Below are 21,093 nucleotides of genomic sequence, written 5' to 3' on the forward strand. Positions count from 1 at the left end.
CAGCGCCAAGCACTGTAAGAATAAAAGCCGAGATTACTCCGGCACGCGTAGAGGTATATTACAATTCGAATTTTAAAATAGTGTTTTTTAACCAGTAGCCAACAGACAATTAATTTGTGCGTAAAACTAAGAAATTTGCGTTTAAAAACTTAATGGCTATAGGTTAAAATTAGTTAATTGGGTTTTCCGTGACGAATAATTAAGGCATTTATATACAAGTTTACCGTGAATTATTTCTTGTCTTTATATTGTTAAATCCACTATACTACATGGACTTGTTCATGTCAAGTCTGCACCCTGATAAAGGGGGAATTGCCTCAAAATAATTGTCTGATTAAGTCACAATTATTAGCACTTTAGCCCCGTCCCCGGGTGCTATTTCGGTTTACAATTGTTTTGTTTTTTTGAATTCTAATATTTACAACGAAATATTAGGATGTTGTGATTGGATTTTTTAATTTTAACAATTAATTTTTTGTTATGCGCCTGAAATTGATATTGAAGTTATTGGATGGTAATTGTTTACCTTGTAATTATATGTACGAGTTATCGAGTGCTTTGTATAAAGTTTTGAATGAGGGGAATACTGATTTTACAACCTGGCTGCACGATAAAGGGTATTGCAAGGAGAAGAAATCTTTCAAATTATTCACTTTTTCCAATTTATACATTCCCCGTTTTAAAATCGAGGGGGATCGGTTGGGGATTCTGACAGATACGGTGCAGTTGATTGTTTCTTTCTATCCGATCGAAGCGATTGAAGCTTTTGTAATGGGAGTATTCAGGAACAGGCGGATGGAGATCGGAGACCGTAAATCACGGGTAGCATTTGAAGTCATGACGGTGGAACGTTTGCCCGAACCGGAATTCACACCGAAGATGACTTTTAAAGCTATTTCCCCGGTTTTTGTGGAAGAGCAGTTTCCGGATACGTCCCGGACAGTCCATCTTACTCCGGGAGATCCCCGGTTTGCAGAATTACTTCATCTGAATTTACTGGAAAAGTACAGGGCATTTCATCAGCAGGAACCTGATCCGCAGTGGCCTGTGACCCGTTTGAAAGTATTATCAGCCCCAAAAGCAAAGACTATTGCTTTGAGGGCAGGAACTCCCCAGGAAACGAAAATGAAAGGGTATCTTTTCAATTTTGAGTTGCAAGGAGAGCCTGAATTATTGCGTCTGGGGTATTACGGTGGCTTCGGGCGTTTGAACAGCCAGGGATTTGGTTGTACGGAGATCATACGGATATAATTCAGCTTATCATGGAAGGAGATTAAACGACTACAAATTGTAGCCAGTTGGAAGTGCTTGCTGAAGGTGGTAAAATGCGAATAACAGATGTCGCTGATGTGGAGTTGTTAAATATTAATGAATTTTTATAACCCAATATAATGCTTCAGGAAATTGATAATTTTATGAATGTTCTTCCTGCTGGATTAAAGCAGGCAGGACTTAAACCCAAAGAGGGATTGCATGTGCTGTTAAGGTTTCAGGAGAAAGATGGAACGGTCTGTTTAGACCGGAATTCTGTTGCTCAGTTTTGTCTGACCCGGAAGGCAACGGAATTCGACTATCCTTTTTTGCAGCGATGTGCTGAATTGACACAAGTTAGTTGGTGTGTGAATACCAATAAATGTTTCGACTTACCGGCTAAAGGTATACATTCCTGCTCACCCTATTGTGTGGCGTTGAAACGTGAATCTCTGGAGGGAGGTGGGAAGTACGCAAAAGACAAGACTAAAATATACGATCGTATTAATTCTTATTTTGCGAATGCTTTGGCTTTAGTGAAGGGAGATGCAGAGAAGGAAAGAATAAAGGTATTTCAGTATTTTATCAATTCCAAAGAAAAACTGGATGATCTGTTGGGTTGTTTTCAGCAGGAATTTGATGAGGTAAAAGATAAAGAATACATTATACTGTATCTGGACGAGGATATAGAAAAATATTGTCAGGTAAATGAATGCTATTTATCGGATAAATTATTTAATACCAATGAGTTTAATGTCGGGATTGGAGATGAGGTGTACGGAACGAGTGATTTTCTGAATGGATTTCCCACGAAGAAACCTTTTTTATCCCATCAGTCGGCAACTTTCGATATTGCAGGACGGATATCCGGACAAATGGCCCGGGATTTATATGAATTTCAGGATTTGATGGCCCGGAATGTATTTCCTCGTCCATTACCTTTGTTTATATACAGGGAAGAATTGAAGGAGAGGATGTTTGCAGTTTTATCAAAGTATTTTGATGAAGGAGAACGGATAGGGTATCAGGATATCATCCGGGAACTCTATGAAAAATACAAGGAGGATCTGGGTGATTACTACCTGTTGTATTTTTATGGAGGAAAGGTCTGTGATTTTGATTTCGTTTCTAAATTCCGCTATAATTTAAAGTATGGAAATAAAGATTACTGGGAGATTAAAGATTACTTCAATATTGCAAAAGGAGAGAAAATACACAATGTATTTGAATTGGAAGGTAAGGTTTTGAAGATTATCTTTAATAATTCGCTTGTTGTCGAGACTCAGGCAGGTGGGATTCAGCGTAAATATTTCGATGAACTGGATGCGAAATACTGTAAATCGGAAAATAACTATCTATTGATCTTAAAATACCGGAAAGCTTTCTATGATTATATCTATAAATCCCGGGAGCAGGCAATTACCCGGCAAATGTTCGATGATATTCTATTGACTGGAATTTTAGAAGACATTCGGCAGGATGAAATCAAGGGTGGTCAACATTCCCATCGCTGGGGGATATTGGTGAAAATGAACGTTTGGTTCAGTTTGTCGGAAAATTTTGATCTACAACTTAAAAATACAGATATTATGGCTAGTAAATTGAATGAACTCAGAGAATTTATTATCGCATTGGCACAGGAAAAAGCCGAGTTGGAAAATGATGAACAATACGCTTTTACTGCCGGACAGGTAATATATTATCTGTTACACAAAAGTAAGACTGCTGATAAAAGTTATAAACGGCTGGAACCTTTTTTACAACAGGTACATGCTTCTGAATTGAATAAAGCCATTGCCCGGCTTTTTGATACTTATAAACATGAAAATTTTTCAAAGAATTTCCGGAATCCATTTGCTTCAGTCATGGCATATCAAACGAGCGCGAACCTGCGGGAATATTTACCCATGATGCTTGCCGGAATCTTTTCCGGAAATCAGCTTTTTGCTGCTGATAAATCAGATGAAGAAAACTAACTAAAATATAAAGATTATGAGCAATTTATTTAAAAACAGAGTATTTGGTTGTGCTATTATCAAGTCGGTCAATTCAAATTATAATGCGGATTTTTCCCATCAACCCCGTACATTGCCTGATGGGACTGTATACGCGACCGATAAAGCCCTGAAATATACCATCCGGAATTATATGGATAAAAATTGGCCTCAAGAGAAAATCTTTTACTTTAAAAGCCTGAATGAGGATATGCAACCGAGGGATTTGGATCAGAATTATGTCCGGCATTTCGGGGAATTTCCGAAATCAGATAAAAAAGATGAATCGAAAGCCCGGAAAGTTATTTTGGAGAATTTGTTGAGTTGTCTGGATGTTCGTTTATTCGGGGGTACTTTTGCCAGTAAGAATGCTAATTTGTCCATACATGGAGTTGTACAACCAACCCATGGAGTAAACCGTTTTGTGGAAAGTATTATTTATTCCGAGCAGATTGCCTCGCCTTTCCGGAATTCGAATGACAAAAGTAGTGATTCGATGCAGACTACCTTGGGTACTCAATTTAAATTAAAAGAAGGACATTATGTGCACCATTTTTCGGTAAATCCCGGAAATTTATCGGATATAACGGAGTTTGTCGATTGTGACGGAGTTACAGTGGAGGATATTCACAAATTGAAAGAAGCATTGCGCTGTGGGGCTACGTTCTATGATTCTGCTTCTAAAGTGGGAACAGAGAATGAAGCTTTATTGTGGGTGGAATTAAAAGAAGGTTCCAAATTGGTTTTACCCTCGTTAGTAGAATTAGTAAATGTAAATGCAGAGCGGGAGATAGATTTCGAGCGGGTACGTATTCTTTTGCAGAAAGAAAATGTAAAGAATGAAATTTTGCGGATTGAACTGTATTATAATATAGGAATAACGAAAGTGATTAATCTTCCCGAAGGAACTGTCGAACTTGAATTGAATTAGTTATGAGTGGTCAACGACTGATTTCGTTTGATTTGCAGGCCGATTTCGGCTTTTTCAAGAAACCGGATTATAATGATGGAATATTGCTGACATACAATATGTTGCATAAACCGGCATTGTTGGGTTTGTTGGGGGCGGTGATCGGACTGCAAGGATATAGGAGAAAGGGTGAATTGCCTGAATATTATCAGCGTCTGGAAGAGCTATCTGTCGGGATCGAGCCATTGGAAAAACGGCATGAAAAAGGAAATTTCAGGAAGTCGGTAGTAAAGTATACCAATACGGTAGGTTATGCTAATCAAGACGGTAATTTGCTGATTGAGGAAAGTATGCTGATCCGGCCCGGATATCGTTGCTACCTGTTATTGGATTTAGATAACCAGGATCATCATAAGCTGTATGACTACCTGAAAAACGGCTGGTCGGAATATATTCCCTATCTGGGCAAAAATGAATATCCCTGTTGGTTTGGGGATACATTCCGGGAGTATGAGTTCTCTGTTTTTCAGCCTGCTGCTATTTTCCGGATATCTTCTCTGTTTATAAAGGAAGGGGTGATTCGGGGGAAAAAGGTGGAAGCCAGTTTTTCTCTGTCAGCCATGGGAATGGAAAATGAGAGTAGCTTTGTTTATTTCGAGCGTTTACCGATAGGTTTTCATCCGGAACTGATGCAATACGAATTGGCTGATTTTGCTTACACAGATTGGCTGATGCAGGCTGATTCTCAAATAACCGGTTTATTTTATCTTGTTGTTGAAGGAGAAAAGAAGGTTATTCAATTGTTTTAAAGAGTGGATCGTTTTGAAGAAATAATCAACAGTCAGATGGAGTTATTATCAGGATGCCTGAATGACAACTCTTATCTGGCTCATATTTGTGCCGGGAAAAAATCAGAGTCTTTGAAGGAACATTTGGAGAAGGTTGCTGAATATGCTTGTCTGTTAGTAAAGAAGCACAGGCTGGATGGGGTTGTGGATAGGTTGGTGGAAGATATGGCTGGTGAGTATAGTCAGAAAAGCCGGAATTGGTTGAAACGGATGTTTGCAGCTGTTATTGTTTTCCATGATACCGGTAAAGTGAATGAGAATTTTCAGCGGCTTCGGATGATGAACCGGATTTTTGCAGTACGCAAAACTGAAGTATTAGAACCTTCCTATGGACATTCTTTTTTAGGAAGCTGGTTATTTCTTGCTTTTATACTGGATGGTGTATGGGATGATTCTCAAATGACGGATGAAGAGAAAAAGTGTCTGTTTGTTTACGCTTTTTTCTTTTCTTATGTGATCCGTCAACATCATAGTGCGGGTCTTCATTGTGCTGGTGAAGAGTATTTTTTGAATTCATTTGCCGGATGTTATGAAGAATTCCGGGATTACTTAACGGTTTGGGGATATAAAGCCGATGGACAGAGGATAGAGAGTGTGTTTAAATGTATTGTAGGTATTCAGCAGGAGACCCAAAAATACAGATCGTCTTCTTTTTCTCTGTTTTCTTTGCTTAAATTGAATTCTTCGTTACTGACTGCTGCCGACTATCTGGCTACCCACGAATATATGAATGCCAGTGCAATCGACAGTTTGGGTATATTTGAAGATCGTAGCCGGGTAGAAGAGATGATCGGCCATTTGAAAAATTATAAACATAATCAGGAGATATATAAAAATCTGAACGGTTTTACCTTTAAATATCCGGTTGAGAAATCCGGAGATCATCTGAATTGTTTACGGACGGAAATGGCTGTGGAAGTTATACAGACCATCCGTGCACATCCGGATGACCGCTTATTTTATATAGAAGCACCGACAGGTGGGGGTAAAACTAATTTATCAATGATTGCAGTTACGGAGTTGATGGAAAAACATTCCGATATTCAGAAAATATTCTATGTTTTTCCGTTTACGACTTTGATAACGCAGACTTATCAGACTTTACAAAAGGCCTTGGGGTTGACTTCGTCAGAGCTGGCTGAATTACATTCAAAGGCGGCATTCAATGTGAAGAAAGAGGAAAATGAGGATGGAATATATGGAGATAAAACTCAGGATTATATCGACCGTTTGTTTGCCTTATATCCGGTTTGTGTTTTGTCACATGTGAAGTTTTTCGATATGCTCAAAGGTAACCGGAAGGAAATGAATTATTTGTTTCACCGTTTGGCAAACTCTGTGGTTGTTATAGATGAGTTGCAGACCTACAATCCTTTATTATGGGATAAAATGTATTATCTGATTGAACAATATGCCCGTTTTTTCAATGTACGCTTCATTTTAATGTCGGCTACGTTGCCTAAGATCGGAAAACTGAATGTTCCGTTGACGCAAAAAACAGAATTCGTGGATTTACTTCCTCGTGCCAGAGAATATATTGTCAATCCGAATTTTGCAGGACGTGTAAAGTTCCGTTTCGATCTGTTTCAGGAGAAAACAGATTGTGTTTGTTTGGCAGAGATTGTCCTTGAAAAGTCTAAGGAGTATGCGCTGAAAAATTCTCTGGATGGTACGGTTCATACGATTATTGAATTTATTTATAAAAAGACAGCTTCTGAATTTTACAGGCAAATAGGGGATATGGCTTCTTTTTTTGATGAGGTATTGGTGTTGTCCGGAACTGTGTTGGAGCCGAGACGGCGGGAAGTGATTAATTATTTGAAAAATCCGGCTAACCGGAAGAGAAATGTTCTGCTGATTACAACACAGGTAGTAGAAGCCGGCGTAGATATCGATATGGATCTGGGATTTAAAAACAGTTCACTGCTGGATAGTGATGAGCAATTGGCCGGACGTGTAAACCGCAATGCCCGAAAGTCGGGGTGCGAGGTGTATTTATTCCGGTTGGATGAGGCCAAGGTTTTGTATGGTAAGGATGAGCGGTATAAGCTGGTGCAGAAATATATTACTCCGGAGGAGTATGAGCGAATGCTGATTGATAAAAATTTTGCCCGATTGTATGAATTGGTTTTTGAAAAAATAGATGCAACCAATCGGGAGACACTTGTGCAAAATTTTCATTCGGAATTTTTAAAGAGTATAGAAAGATTGGATTTTGCTGACATAGATAAAGGTTTCCAGATTATAGAACAGAAAAATGAGACCATTTTTGTACCTTTGAAAATACCTGTCGAAATAGCTTCAAAGGATAAAGGAATAAAAGAGAGATTGATCTCAGAAATGGAATTGGATTTTTTAAATAATCTGGGAGTTGTGCTGAAAGATGGGAAATTAGATGGTCGTGATGTTTGGGAGATATATGAACAATTTGTTTCTCATTCTGATCAAAAGAGTTTTAATCTGGATAGAAAGATTCATTTTAAGGTGCTCCAGAGAATTATGTCATGGTTTACGTTTTCTTTGATATATCAATCCAAAGATTTGAGTGAATTGAAATGTGGTTTTGGAGAAGACCGGTACGGGTATTTCTATTTGTCACATTGGGATGAAGACAGAGGAAACGGAGTGGTATATGATTATAATATGGGATTAAATACAAATGCGTTAAAAGATATTCCGTTTATATGATGAATGTAACTGGTACTTTGATAAATCTTTATCATGTGTGTAAACGCGAAATGTGGTTGCATGCCAATAATATAAGGATGGAACATACTTCGGATGTTGTTACAGAAGGGAAACTGGTACATGAAACATCCTATCCGAATCGGGCTGCACGTTATGAGGAAATACGGATAGGCGGTTCGGTGATTGATTTTTACGATCCGCATGAAAAAGTCATTCATGAAATAAAAAAGTCGGAGTCGAAAGAAGAGGCTTATATCTGGCAAGTGAAATATTACCTGTATCTGTTTGAGCAGGAAGGGATTGAAGGTGTTATCGGGTTATTGGAATATCCGTTGTTGCGGGAAACTGTACGGGTAGAATTGGAGGAAAATGACCGGGAAACCCTTCGGAATATGGAAGATGAAATCCGGAAGATTATTGGTTATGAGATATGTCCGCCTGTCTTATCGAAGGGAAAATGTGGGAAGTGTTCGTATTATGAGTTTTGTTATTCGGGGGAAGAAGAGTAAAATTATGAAAGCTTTGAGAATTATGAAATAAGCAGATGAAACTGAAACTTTAAAACAATGAAAAGGACTTACTATCTGTTTAATCCGGGGCGATTGAGCCGGAAGGACAATACTTTGAAGTTTACGCCCGTGGATGAGGAGGGGCGTGAAGGACAACCGCGTTATATTCCGATTGAAACGGTAGATAATCTGTTTGTTTTCGGAAGTCTGGATGCCAATAGTATGATGTATAATTTTCTGGGGAAAAATCAGGTTGCTGTGCATTTTTTCGATTATTACGAGCATTATACCGGTTCGTTTATGCCGAAGGATTATCTGTTATCGGGGAAAATGCAGATTGCTCAGATGAAACATCATATTCGTCAGGAAAAACGAATGCTTATTGCCAGGCGTTTTATTGACGGAGCAGCCTTTAATATGTTGAAAAATTTGAGGTATTATACAAATCGTGGAAAAGATGTCACCCAGCAGATTGAACGTATTGAGGCATACGTACCTCTGATTTCTACTGCGACTGATATTCCCATGTTAATGGGGATAGAAGGAAATATCCGGCAAACGTATTATGAGGCGTTTGATACGATAATCGATGGCTTTACGATGGGCAACCGGACAAAATTACCACCTTCGAATGAGGTAAATGCGATGATTTCTTTTGCCAATAGTATGTGTTATTCGGTATGTTTGGATGCGATATATCATACGCAATTGAATCCGACCATCAGTTTTTTGCATGAGCCGGGAGAGCGGCGTTATTCATTAGCTTTGGATATTGCCGAGATTTTTAAACCGATATTGGCGGATCGGTTGTTGTTTTCAATGTTTAACCGGAAACAGTTACGCGAATCCGATTTCGATCAGAACTTGAATCGTTGTTTATTAAAGCCGTCTTCCATGAAAAAAGTGGCACAGGAATGGGAGGAAAGGACAAAAGAGACGATCAAGCATAGAAAACTGGGAAGAAGTGTGAGTTATAAGCATCTGATTAAGTTGGAATGTTATAAACTGACAAAGCATTTATTAGGAATGGAAGAGTATAAACCCTTAAAAATATGGTGGTGAAATGTATGTGATTTTGGTATATGATGTGGATCAGAAAAGGACGGCAAAAATGTTGAAGTTGTGTCGACGTTATCTTTCCTGGATTCAGAATAGTGTATTTGAAGGGGAGATTTCTGAAGTTCAATTAAAGTATTTGGTCGTTGAAGCTAAAGAAATAATGAAAGAAAAAGATAGTCTGATTTTATTTAAAAGCAGGGATGAAAAATGGTTGGAAAAGGAAATTGTTGGGGATGAAAAAGCCAGTGTCTCGAATTTTTTGTAGCGTCAACCTATTTAGAGATATTGGCTATTCGAAACCGATTTATTAGATACTTGGGAAAAAAGTCCTTTGACATATTGAAAATAAGCAAGTTATAAATAGTCGTCGAAAGTCGGGGAAAATCTAAGAATTGGAGGTCGACTGCAAATAACTGTAAAAATTAACGGTTGCTTAGTTGATAAGATGTTGATTTTCATGTATATTCCAGGCAGTATTTAACGGCTTTTAATTGAACTAAGGTAGAATTGAAACGCTGGTAAGCCCTGAAAGGCAAGGCCGAAACATAATCTTTTAATTGAACTAAGGTAGAATTGAAACAAACTAAGATTAAACAAATTTCGTCTAGGTTTTTTAACTTTTAATTGAACTAAGGTAGAATTGAAACAGTTAAAAAATGTTAAATATAGACACCGTATAAATCTTTTAATTGAACTAAGGTAGAATTGAAACAAGCTCTTTTACGAATAACAGTGTTCGAATAAGTTTCTTTTAATTGAACTAAGGTAGAATTGAAACTTTTGTCAATATTATGTTAACTGTTAAATGTTTGACTTTTAATTGAACTAAGGTAGAATTGAAACGTTTCTTCGGGTACTTTGGTTTCGAATGGTTCCAACTTTTAATTGAACTAAGGTAGAATTGAAACTACCGAGGAGCAGATGAAGCATTACCAGTCGAACCCCTTTTAATTGAACTAAGGTAGAATTGAAACGCTGGTAAGCCCTGAAAGGCAAGGCCGAAACATAACTTTTAATTGAACTAAGGTAGAATTGAAACATAATATTTAACCTGCTCCGAAGGGTCAGCAGGATTACTTTTAATTGAACTAAGGTAGAATTGAAACATAATATTTAACCTGCTCCGAAGGGTCAGCAGGATCTTTTAATTGAACTAAGGTAGAATTGAAACACCACTCCTGCAACTTCTGTGCAGCACGCAAATCATCTTTTAATTGAACTAAGGTAGAATTGAAACAAAGTGAGCTTAGGAAAACACAGGTTGACTTGGTTAACTTTTAATTGAACTAAGGTAGAATTGAAACTTACTAATACGGAGAAGTTAGGTAAGGAACATATTGCTTTTAATTGAACTAAGGTAGAATTGAAACTTAGAACGCATAGGTTACAGACTGTAAGTTGCTATACTTTTAATTGAACTAAGGTAGAATTGAAACGATGATATACGACAGGGTTAAGGATGGTTCCTATTCCTTTTAATTGAACTAAGGTAGAATTGAAACACATCACCCTTCGATTCCTTTTTAGGGGCTTTGTCACTTTTAATTGAACTAAGGTAGAATTGAAACAAGCTTCTAAAACTGTGAAACAGGTAATGGAAGCCACTTTTAATTGAACTAAGGTAGAATTGAAACATATTCTGATCCCCTTTTCCATCAGCCTTTACCCATCTTTTAATTGAACTAAGGTAGAATTGAAACGGGTTTCCAATTCGCTACACCCGTAACCGTTCCTCCTTTTAATTGAACTAAGGTAGAATTGAAACGGAGATTTGTTGTCCGCCAGAACTACGAATACGGACTTTTAATTGAACTAAGGTAGAATTGAAACATGATTTGCAATTGCAGACCAAGGACAAAAAAATCCGCTTTTAATTGAACTAAGGTAGAATTGAAACTTATCGCCGTAGGTTTCATACACCCCCCTTTCAAGCTTTTAATTGAACTAAGGTAGAATTGAAACTGGGTTCAAACGGCGTTGCATCCGGCCGGCATTTCCCTTTTAATTGAACTAAGGTAGAATTGAAACGTTTAAACACGAGGTAGAACGGATACGCGCCGTTTCTTTTAATTGAACTAAGGTAGAATTGAAACATGCTTTCCAATGCCTGACTAACGGTAATTTGATGGCTTTTAATTGAACTAAGGTAGAATTGAAACACAATTTGAAATATGAAAGCAGATAAAAAGGCTATTCTTTTAATTGAACTAAGGTAGAATTGAAACCACTCCAGCAGGGCTTTTATTGTTGCCTGATCCGCTTTTAATTGAACTAAGGTAGAATTGAAACTACTTTTCGGAAGTTTTTCGAAGAGCATGGCTATGTCTTTTAATTGAACTAAGGTAGAATTGAAACTCGATTTCCTTCCTAAACAGATCCAAAGTTAACTCGCTTTTAATTGAACTAAGGTAGAATTGAAACTCTGGGAACAATAATTGCGGTGGCTGCCACCTTCACTTTTAATTGAACTAAGGTAGAATTGAAACATAACAACAGGAGTATTTATTTCGGCACGCTTACAACTTTTAATTGAACTAAGGTAGAATTGAAACAAGATGTAAAATGTGCTTTTGTAGATGGAAATAAAACTTTTAATTGAACTAAGGTAGAATTGAAACGGTGTATATTTTTTATCTAAAAACATATCACCTTTACTTTTAATTGAACTAAGGTAGAATTGAAACTCCTGTACATTCACTTGTACATTTTCTTTACACAACCTTTTAATTGAACTAAGGTAGAATTGAAACACCTGTTTAAAGTCATCATCGCTATTGCCTTTCCTCTTTTAATTGAACTAAGGTAGAATTGAAACTTTTTAAAATTTGTGCGATAAACAAATTCCGTATATCTTTTAATTGAACTAAGGTAGAATTGAAACTAGCAACAAATCCCCTAATTTCCTGGCATTATCACTTTTAATTGAACTAAGGTAGAATTAAGATTTTTGATCTAATGTGTATTTTTGTTTTGTAAGCGGTTTTTAATTGAGTCGATAGGTGATTATCTATGGAAAAAATAATATCTTTGATATTCTGAAAAGTAGGTAGTGTTTATGAAAATACGTTCTCCATACGATAGGGGTGATTTGCATATCAAGAAACGTGACAGGGTGCTGGAGATTGGGCCGGGGCACAATCCTTCCGTGCGCTCTGATGTGATTGCCGAAAAGTTTGTCGATTCGAATTATCACCGTTGCGGGGATATGAAAATCTATCCTCACCAGACATTTATCGAGGCAGACGGTGAAAATCTTCCGTTTAAGGATAAGGAGTTTGATTATGTCATTTGTAACCAAGTACTCGAGCATGTGGAATCGCCGGAAAAGTTTATTGCCGAGCAATGCCGGGTGGCTAAACGGGGGTATATCGAAACGCCGAGTTTGTTGGGAGAATTTTTGTTTCCCAAGTTGTCGCATAAATGGGTTATCCTGGATATCGATAATAAGCTGGTTATGTATGAAAAGTCGCTGATGCCCGGGAATTATGCCCATAATTACGGGGAACTGTTTTTGAATTATCTGCCTTTTCAATCTTTACCCTATAAGCTTTTGTGGCTTACGGAGGGGGATATCATGCTCAATCGTTATGAGTGGCGGGATAATATCGAGGTGGTTGTTAATCCGCAGGATCCTTATTACCTTTCTTTTTTTACACAGCCGTGGAGCCGGGAAATGGTGGAAAAGCTCTATCCCAGACGTTCCGCTTCGAAGGAAGTGCGTAAGACGCTCGGCGCATTAAATTATCTTTTGAAACAAAAGCTACGTCAGAAATTTTCCAAACGTCCCCCGCTTTTGACACTGGCAGAATATATGGAACGGCAACGGTCTTAGTCTGGAGATGGTAAGGTGTTTGACGGTTAAAAGAAATTGTATTTTATTCCGGTAGCATCGGTTTTTAATTTTTACCGTTTTTTTGAATGCGCCGGCAAAGGAGGTGCATAAAACGTTTGGGACCCAGTATTTTCAGGGCGATGATCCAGGCGGTAGGATGGGCTGTGATGTCCGACCAACGAGGTACGTATGGTTTTACGGCTGTCAGGTAAGGATGGATGTCTGTTTGCGGAGAACTGAGCCGGGCGGAAATCAGGCGGCGGAAAAGCCGGGTGAAAGCGGTGACCCGGGCGGGACGCAGAAGGGGGTATTCGGTCATTTTGGCATAGGTGCGCAGGTGGGCTTCAAACAGGTCGATGTGTTTCGGAAAAGTGTAGGCGGATGTTAGGGAGTTGTTGCGTATGCGGTAATAATAACGGCCCTGGCCGGAGATACAGACCCGGTTTACCCGTTCGACGAAGTCGGCGACAAGGTAGGTGTCTTCGGATACATGGCCTTCCCGGTAGCGGAGTCCTTCGAATACGGTGCGCCGGAATATTTTGTTCAGGTTGGCGAAATGGAGGATGTTGCCTTCCCACCAGTTAAGCAGTATCCGGTCTTTCCCCTCGATGAGTTGCGGGCGTACTTCCAACTTTTCCTGCCGTCCGTTTTCGTAGCAATTGATGTAGGGAAATTGCAGGATGTCTATGTCAGGATGAGCTTCGAGATAGCGGACGTTTTCGTAAGTGTCGGGTGAAACGGAGTCGTCGGGGTCGAGCATGGTGAGGTATTTGCCGGTGCATTTGTCCAGGGCTGCGTTGCGGGCACTGCTGACACCGCCGTTGGTTTTACGGATCACCTTAAAACGGGAGTCGGCTGCGGCATAACGGTCGCAGATCAGGCCCGAACCGTCTGTCGAGCCGTCGTCGACAAGCAATGCTTCGAAGTCACGGAAAGTTTGTGCCTGTAAACTGTCCAGACATTCGCCGATGTAAGGCGATACGTTGTAAACAGGAATGATGATGCTGAGCAGGGGTGTGTTCATTGCGCCGTTTTTTTATTTATGCGAATATAGTTTTTCTACGCCGATATTTCTTTAATTTTGCTGTAAATAAGTCGGCCGGTTTGTTTGGAATGTTTGTTATTTTTTCAGATAAGCAGGATCGGAGGATACGGTAATTGTCGTTAATTTATAATTTAGCTTTGAAATATGCCTTTACTGACTATTGTTATACCGGTTTATAATGCGGAAAATTATCTGAAACCCTGCCTGGATTCGGTAGCAGCTCAGGAGTTTACAGATTATGAACTGGTGTTGGTGGACGACGGATCGGCAGACGGATCGGGGAGGATATGCGACGAATATGCCGTACGTGATCCGCGGATCAGGGTGATTCATCAGTCTAACGGCGGACAGGCAGCGGCCCGTAACCGGGGAATCGATGCTGCCGTAGGCGATTATGTCGGTTTTTGTGATAATGACGATATTCTGCATCCTTCTATTTTCCGGGTGTTGCTTGAAAATGCCGGCGCAGCCGGGGCCGATATTTCGGCTTGTTCGTATAACGAAAGGGATATGCGGGGGAAGGTGTCGCACGACCGGCATTCGGGGGAGACACTCTATCTGTCGAACCGGGGAGGGATGGAGCAATTTCTTTCACGGGAGAAGATGGATATTTATGTGTGGACGAAGATATACAGGCGGACATTTCTGGAGGCCCACGGTATCCGTTTCGAACAAGGGAGGAACGATGAGGATTTTTTGTTCAATTATGCCGCTTTCCGGCGGGCAGGACAGACTGTATTTACCGACCGGGCCCTGTATACCTACAATGTGCGGGATGATTCGGAATGCCGGATGTTTTATAGGAAGGATTTACGGCGTTACCTGCACAACACCTTGTATCGTACTTATAAGATCGAGTCTGGGATACGCAGGGAGTATCCGGAATTGCTTTCTTTGGCCAAACGGCAGACAATCCGTTACCACATAATGATGATCGGCAGGATTATACAGACCGGCTATCGTTTGTCAGAACCCTATTTTTCGTATATGATGCGTTATTTGCGGGAAAACCGCCGACAGGTGATTGCACAACGGAATTATTGGGGAATGTCCCGGTTGGGGATTAGCCTGTTATTGCTGTTACCGCCCCGTTGGTATTGTTTTTACAGGCGCATCCTCGAAAAAGTAAGGAAATAAATTTACAGATTGCTGTAAAATTCCTTCCACAAGGTGTCGTTTAAGGGCGGTGTGGCCGCGATGGTGACACGCTCTTTACTGACGGGATGGATAAAACTGATTTCGCGGGCGTGCAGGCTGATACCTCCGTTTTCATTTGAGCGCGGGAAACCGTATTTCAGGTCGCCTTTGATAGGGCAGCCGATCTTGGCCAACTGGCAGCGTATCTGGTGGTGGCGGCCGGTGCACAATTTGATTTCCAACAGGTAGTATCTTTGGGAATGGCCGATCAGTTTGTATTCCAGAATGGCTTTTTTACTCCCCTTTTTTTCCTTTTCGTAGGCGTAGGATTTATTCTTTTCGGAGTCTTTGATCATGTAATGTATCAATGTCCCGTTGTCCTGAGGCGGCAGGTTGCCGACAATGGCCCAGTATTTTTTGGAGATTTCCTCGTCGTGTTCCTGAAACATTTTATTCAGTCGGGCCAGGGCTTTGCTGGTACGGGCAAACAATACGACACCGCTTACCGGGCGGTCGATGCGATGGGGCACTCCCAGAAATACGTCTCCCGGTTTGTTGTATTTTTTTTTGATGTAACTCTTTACTTCTTCACTCAGAGGCGTGTCTCCGGTTTTGTCTCCCTGCACGATGTCGGAGTTCTTTTTGTTGACAGCAATGATATGGTTGTCCTCGTATAAAATTTCCAGCATTGGATTTAGTTTTATGAAATCGGTGCAAAAGTACGAAATTCTTTTGCTATTTCCGATTTTTGACTGCATGAATCAGCCGTTTTGTTTGTTTTATAGAATTGAAATATTTCACTAAACGGCAGTAAATGCAGTAGTAAACCGCTTTTAATTGAATCCGGCAAATTGAATCGATCAGAATGTATTTGTTGGATAGCTGTCCTACATTCAGAACAATTGAGTATCTGTAAAAAGAAAAAATGGGACGAAATGATAATTGTTTGACACATTTTGTTAATTAATTATCTATATATAATTTGTAATTTTGTTGCATTGATAAAAAGTAAAGTTTAAGTTATGCTTATTACGGGTGCTAAATTAAAGATCAACGGTTCGGAATACGATATTCTCCGGATGAATTATGGTTTCTATCGGAAAATAGATCGTAAGGGGCGTCCGGGCTCGGGGGTCCGCGGAGGGAGCCTTTGTGTACAGTTTGAATCGGGAAGAGATAATGCTGTTCTTCAGCAAATGTTACTGGAAGATGTACCTCCTGTCAGGGGCTGCATCGAGGTGGTGACTGGGCAGGATGGTCAACGGATGAGGTACATCGAATTCGAAACGGCATATATTTGTTCGCAGGAGGAAAATATGTTTGCCGGTTCCGTATATCCTATGTTGACCACAGTGGTAATCAGTCCCGTCCGCCTTGACATTGACGGCAAGGTACGGCTTGATCGTCGCTGGCCTGAAACTTATGGTTTCTGGTGGCAGGTGTATAGGCCGGAAAATATGAAATGCGCAAAAAAGGAAGTGACAGAGGAGAAAAAGCCTGTTACTGTTTTGGTGAGGAAAATCAAAGGGCCTGAAATGGCTTTGGTCGGTTCGGAAGCCGAATATGAGGTAACGGATTATAGCATCAGGGAAGTAAGTTCTCACAATAAGCTCCGGATCAAATGGGTGGTAGAGACCGGCGGTAAAAGATATGTACAAACCGGACAAGGGGAAAAAATTAGAATAACCATGGCAGAAGCATGGGTGGGCAAAGAAATTACCGTGATGGCATATCTGAAAAAACCGGTAGAGAGTGTGAGTGTAAAAACCAGGGTAGAGAGATGGTTTTTGCCCCGCGTCCTGGTCCAGACCCGGACAAAAGAGGGATTCGGGACGAAGAGTGAGCGGTCGCAATTGGAATATGAGGACTGTGAAGGAAAAGGACTAACCCCCGTAAGTGCTCAGATCGCTGTCGATATGCACTATGGGGATGGAAAGACACATACCGGTCATTTCACGTTGGGGAGTATCAAAGATGCAAATGTTTTGCAAAATATTAACGAACTCAATCTACGGTACAATGATTCGGAATTGTTTAACTTATTCAGGGAGCTTATCCGCTACACGTCGATGGGTTCCCTCGAATCTCATAATTTAGAAATGGTCGGCCATGTTCAAAAGCAAACCTATCAAAATCCTCAAATGCAGCATAAAGACCGAAGACTTACCGAGGCGGTATTCGGGCATGAGAGTACAATGAAATTTGTTAAAACAATAACAGATGCATTTAAATATGCAATATCAGAAAGTGAAGGTAATCTCAATAAGGCTCATATACTGAAAGCTTTTGAAGATACAAGTTTTCCGAAACGTCCCTCTTTTTCCGGTAAAATGGATCGATTGAAAGGTTTGACCATAGCTCTTAATGATACATGGGGATTCAGGGTGACAATTACCCGATATTCGTTAAATGCGGATACGAAAGAGTGTACTGCCGTCCTCAGGTATAGAATTTTCGATCATTTCGGATTGGATACAGACGATATCGAAAGTTACGGCACCAAGGAAAAAGTGATGAAAAAATCAGGCGGTCTCGGTACGATTGCCGATCATATGACGATGCCTCGCGACGAGAGGGGTAATCCGCTGATACAGCAAAGTGTGGCCAGGTCGGTAGCTGAAGAGATTGCCAACGGATTTTGTGCCTGGTTTATTTTACAACATTTGCGTGGTTATAAGCCTTTTGTGACGATTATGGAAACAGAGGAAACTTTAACGTTTAGCATATGAAGAAAAATGTAATCCGGCTGTTGGCGTGCGTGTTGATCGGAGCACTGATCTGGTGGTTATATTCGGATGATTACGATAGTGGTAAACCGACCGAATTTTATAAAATAGAAGAAAGTAAGACGGATAGGGTTTCTTACGAAATTTATGTTGTACATAATGCACCTTACGATACTTTGGAGATAAAAAAAGTAATTGAGAAATTTAATTTGGAAACCTGGTCAATCGATTCGTTAAAAAAGTATGGTGGCGGAGGGCGTTTGTTTTATCGTGAAACGAAATACATGACCCGTCATTTTAAGGAGGGTGCACCTTACGATCCTAAATACAGTTCGTGGGATAACACACAGGATTACAGAAATCATTTTAAGGATATTTTAATGACGACATCGTATAGTATAAACCCTGCAGGTGATGGGGACTGTTATTATAGATACTGGTTGTATTGGAATTATTGGAACAATATTGACGCAAAGTATGATAATAAAGTCCATATTTTATTCCGTGATCTGGATTCCCTTTATCGCGCTAAGAAAAAGGAATATGGAATTGAGGAGTAGTTTTAATATCTGTATGGTTACAAATCTTTTGTGACGATTATGGAAACAGAGGAAACTTTAACGTTTAGCATATGAAGAAAAAGGTAATTTGGCTGTTGGGGGTTGTGTCGATCGGAGCAGTGATCTGGTGGTTATTTTCGGATGATTACGATAGTGGTAAACCGACAGAATTTTATATGATAGTTGATAATATGGATAGAATAAAGAAATCCGGACATGAGATTTTTGTAGTGCATAATGCACCTTACGATACTTTAGAAATAAAAAAAGTCATTGAAAAATTTAACCTGGAAACATTGCCTGTAGATTCATTGAAAAAATATAGGGGATATGGTCGTATTTTTTATCGTGAAACGAAATACATGACTCGTCATTTTAAGGAGGGTGATCCTTATGATCCGGAATACAGTTCGTGGGATAATACTCAGGATTTCAGAAATCACTTTAAGGATATTTTAATGACGACATCGTATAGTATAAACCCTACCGGCAATGGGAAATGTTATTATTACTATTGGCTTTATTGGAATTATTGGAACAATATTGACGCAAAGTATGATAATAAAGTTAAAATTGTATTTTACAATCTGGATTCCCTTTATTGCGCTAAGAAAAAGGAATATGGAATTGAGGAGTAGTTTTAATGTCTGTGTGGTTATAAACCTTTTGTGACGACTATGGAAACAGAGGAAACTTTAACGTTTAGCATATGAAGAAAAATGTAATTTGGCTGTTAGGGATTGTGTCGATCGGAGCAGTGATCTGGTGGTTATTTTCGGATGATTACGATAGAGGTAAACCGACAGAATTTTATGAAATAGAAGACGGGATTTTTGTAGTGCATAATGCACCTTATGATACTTTAGAAATAAAAAAAGTAATTGAGAAATTTAATTTGGAAACCTGGTCAATCGATTCGTTAAAAAAATATGGTGGCGGAGGGCGTTTGTTTTATCGTGAAACGAAATACATGACTCGTCATTTTAAGGAGGGTGATCCTTATGATCCGGAATATAGTTCGTGGGATAATACTCAGGATTTCAGAAATCACTTTAAGGATATTTTAATGACGACATCGTATAGTATAAACCCTGCCGGCAATGGGAAATGTTATTATTACTATTGGCTTTATTGGAATTATTGGAACAATATTGACGCAAAGTATGATAATAAAGTTAAGATTGTATTTTACAATCTGGATTCTCTTTATCGCGCTAAGAAAAAGGAATATGGAATTGAGGAGTAGTTTTAATGTCTGCGTGGTTATAAGCCTTTTGTGACGATTATGGAAACAGAGGAAACTTTAACGTTTAGCATATGAAGAAAAATGTAATTTGGCTGTTGGGGATTGTGTCGATCGGAGCAGTGATCTGGTGGTTATTTTCGGATGATTACGATAGTGGTAAACCGACAGAATTTTATAAAATAGAAGAAAATAAGACAGATAGAGTTTCTTACGAAATTTATGTTGTACATAATGCACCTTACGATACTTTGGAGATAAAAAAAGTAATTGAGAAATTTAATCTGGAAACCTGGTCAATCGATTCGTTAAAAAAATATGGTGGTGGAGGGCGTTTGTTTTATCGTGAAACGAAATACATGACCCGCCATTTTAAAGAGGGTGTTCCCTACGATCCTGAATATAGTTCGTGGGATAACACCCAGGATTATAGAAATCACGACGATGATATTTTAATGACAACTGGCTATTCAATAAATCCAGCAGGCAATGGGAAATGTTATTATTACTATTGGCTTTATTGGAATTATGGAAAAAACATCAGTGCGATGTATGATAACAGAATGCGAATTATATTTTACAATCTGGATTCCCTTTATTGCGCTAAGAAAAAGGAATATGGAATTGAGAATTAGTTTTAATGTCTGAGTGGTTATAAGCCTTTTGTGACGATTATGGAAACAGAGGAAACTTTAACGTTTAGCATATGAAGAAAAAGGTTATTTGGCTGTTGGGGGTTGTGTCGATCGGAGCAGTGATCTGGTGGTTATTTTCGGATGATTACGATAGAGGTAAACCGACAGAATTTTATGAAATAGAAGACGGGATTTTTGTAGTGCATAATGCACCTTATGATACTTTAGAAATAAAAAAAGTAATTGAGAAATTTAATCTGGAAACCTGGTCAATCGATTCGTTAAAAAAATATGGTGGCGGAGGGCGTTTGTTTTATCGTGAAACGAAATACATGACCCGCCATTTTAAGGAGGGTGATCCTTATGATCCGGAATACAGTTCGTGGGATAACACCCAGGACTATAGAAATCATTTTAAGGATATTTTAATGACGACATCGTATAGTATAAACCCTGTAGGTGATGGGGATTGTTATTATAGATACTGGTTGTATTGGAATTATTGGAACAATATTGACGCAAAGTATGATAATGAAGTTGAGATTGTATTTTATAATCTGGATTCCCTTTATTGCGCTAAGAAAAAGGAATATGGAATTGAGGACTAGTTTTGTTAAAATATAATTGTGATGGTTATAAATCATGACTATTTTATT

General features: G+C 39.2%; 18 protein-coding genes and 1 CRISPR repeat array. Of the genes, 16 read left to right on the forward strand and 2 right to left on the reverse strand.

The features are described 5' to 3' along the window. The first annotated feature begins 480 nt into the window (after nt 1-480). The 9 genes from cas6 to BN8908_RS03770 all read left to right on the forward strand — a co-directional run bounded on the left by cas6 (nt 481) and on the right by BN8908_RS03770 (nt 13,091). Nucleotides 481-1,251 carry a CRISPR-associated endoribonuclease Cas6 gene (gene cas6 / locus BN8908_RS03730; protein WP_068689155.1) on the forward strand — a complete coding sequence of 257 codons (771 nt, stop codon included), beginning with the start codon at nt 481-483 and terminating at the stop codon, nt 1,249-1,251. 140 nt (nt 1,252-1,391) lie between these two features. Beyond that, nucleotides 1,392-3,227 (forward strand): hypothetical protein, encoded by a 1,836-nt coding sequence (locus BN8908_RS03735; RefSeq protein ID WP_068689157.1) that lies wholly within the window; start codon nt 1,392-1,394, stop codon nt 3,225-3,227. 16 nt (nt 3,228-3,243) lie between these two features. Beyond that, nucleotides 3,244-4,176: a type I CRISPR-associated protein Cas7 gene (locus BN8908_RS03740; RefSeq protein WP_068689158.1), complete on the forward strand. Its 933-nt coding sequence runs from the start codon at nt 3,244-3,246 to the stop codon at nt 4,174-4,176. A 2-nt stretch (nt 4,177-4,178) separates the two neighbouring features. After that, nucleotides 4,179-4,964 carry a type I-B CRISPR-associated protein Cas5b gene (gene cas5b / locus BN8908_RS03745; protein WP_068689163.1) on the forward strand — a complete coding sequence of 262 codons (786 nt, stop codon included), beginning with the start codon at nt 4,179-4,181 and terminating at the stop codon, nt 4,962-4,964. Between the two features lie 36 nt (nt 4,965-5,000). After that, on the forward strand, nt 5,001-7,691 hold the full coding sequence (locus tag BN8908_RS03750) for a CRISPR-associated helicase/endonuclease Cas3 (RefSeq protein ID WP_021988549.1): 2,691 nt from the start codon (nt 5,001-5,003) through the stop codon (nt 7,689-7,691). Further along, the gene (gene cas4 / locus BN8908_RS03755) at nt 7,691-8,200 is read left to right on the forward strand and encodes a CRISPR-associated protein Cas4 (RefSeq protein WP_068692084.1); all 510 of its coding nucleotides are present in this window, start codon (nt 7,691-7,693) and stop codon (nt 8,198-8,200) included. Before BN8908_RS03750 ends, cas4 begins: the two co-directional genes overlap by 1 nt. Before the next feature lie 57 nt (nt 8,201-8,257). Then, the gene (gene cas1b / locus BN8908_RS03760) at nt 8,258-9,262 is read left to right on the forward strand and encodes a type I-B CRISPR-associated endonuclease Cas1b (protein WP_068689171.1); all 1,005 of its coding nucleotides are present in this window, start codon (nt 8,258-8,260) and stop codon (nt 9,260-9,262) included. A gap of 1 nt (nt 9,263) precedes the next feature. Next, nucleotides 9,264-9,524, forward strand: a complete 261-nt coding sequence (gene cas2 / locus BN8908_RS03765; RefSeq protein ID WP_021988552.1) for a CRISPR-associated endonuclease Cas2 — start codon at nt 9,264-9,266, stop codon at nt 9,522-9,524. Nucleotides 9,525-9,743: 219 nt separating this feature from the next. After that, nucleotides 9,744-12,204: direct repeats of the CRISPR family, unit length 30 nt; unit sequence CTTTTAATTGAACTAAGGTAGAATTGAAAC. A 110-nt stretch (nt 12,205-12,314) separates the two neighbouring features. Then, a complete protein-coding gene (locus tag BN8908_RS03770; protein ID WP_068689173.1) occupies nt 12,315-13,091 on the forward strand; it encodes a class I SAM-dependent methyltransferase in 777 nt (258 codons plus the stop codon). A 64-nt stretch (nt 13,092-13,155) separates the two neighbouring features. On the opposite strand, the gene BN8908_RS03775 is transcribed toward BN8908_RS03770, so the two are convergent. Continuing rightward, the gene (locus BN8908_RS03775) at nt 13,156-14,115 is read right to left on the reverse strand and encodes a glycosyltransferase family 2 protein (protein WP_068689175.1); all 960 of its coding nucleotides are present in this window, start codon (nt 14,113-14,115) and stop codon (nt 13,156-13,158) included. Nucleotides 14,116-14,280: 165 nt separating this feature from the next. Here BN8908_RS03775 and BN8908_RS03780 point away from each other — a divergent pair, with 165 nt between their 5' ends. After that, entirely contained in the window at nt 14,281-15,273 is a 993-nt protein-coding gene (locus BN8908_RS03780) for a glycosyltransferase (RefSeq protein ID WP_068689177.1), read from the forward strand. Between the two features lie 2 nt (nt 15,274-15,275). Here the strand turns inward: BN8908_RS03780 and BN8908_RS03785 are convergent, their stop codons facing one another. Further along, entirely contained in the window at nt 15,276-15,959 is a 684-nt protein-coding gene (locus tag BN8908_RS03785) for an RluA family pseudouridine synthase (RefSeq protein ID WP_068692086.1), read from the reverse strand. 336 nt (nt 15,960-16,295) lie between these two features. Here BN8908_RS03785 and tssD point away from each other — a divergent pair, with 336 nt between their 5' ends. The 6 genes from tssD to BN8908_RS03815 all read left to right on the forward strand — a co-directional run bounded on the left by tssD (nt 16,296) and on the right by BN8908_RS03815 (nt 21,045). Next, nucleotides 16,296-18,002 (forward strand): type VI secretion system tube protein TssD, encoded by a 1,707-nt coding sequence (tssD, locus tag BN8908_RS03790; protein ID WP_068689179.1) that lies wholly within the window; start codon nt 16,296-16,298, stop codon nt 18,000-18,002. Beyond that, nucleotides 17,999-18,559, forward strand: a complete 561-nt coding sequence (locus BN8908_RS03795) for a hypothetical protein (RefSeq protein WP_068689184.1) — start codon at nt 17,999-18,001, stop codon at nt 18,557-18,559. The genes tssD and BN8908_RS03795 overlap by 4 nt, the downstream gene beginning before the upstream one ends. 71 nt (nt 18,560-18,630) lie before the next feature. Further along, nucleotides 18,631-19,197, forward strand: coding sequence for a hypothetical protein (locus tag BN8908_RS03800; RefSeq protein ID WP_068689186.1), 567 nt, complete (start codon nt 18,631-18,633; stop codon nt 19,195-19,197). 71 nt (nt 19,198-19,268) lie between these two features. Beyond that, a complete protein-coding gene (locus tag BN8908_RS03805) occupies nt 19,269-19,805 on the forward strand; it encodes a hypothetical protein (protein ID WP_068689188.1) in 537 nt (178 codons plus the stop codon). A gap of 71 nt (nt 19,806-19,876) precedes the next feature. Beyond that, complete coding sequence (locus BN8908_RS03810) at nt 19,877-20,437, forward strand: hypothetical protein (RefSeq protein WP_068689190.1); 561 nt, start codon at nt 19,877-19,879, stop codon at nt 20,435-20,437. Nucleotides 20,438-20,508: 71 nt separating this feature from the next. Then, nucleotides 20,509-21,045 carry a hypothetical protein gene (locus BN8908_RS03815; protein ID WP_068689192.1) on the forward strand — a complete coding sequence of 179 codons (537 nt, stop codon included), beginning with the start codon at nt 20,509-20,511 and terminating at the stop codon, nt 21,043-21,045. Nucleotides 21,046-21,093: the final 48 nt, after the last annotated feature.

It is taken from the genome of Culturomica massiliensis, assembly GCF_900091655.1.
In the GTDB taxonomy this organism is placed as follows: Bacteria; Bacteroidota; Bacteroidia; order Bacteroidales; family Marinifilaceae; genus Culturomica; species Culturomica massiliensis.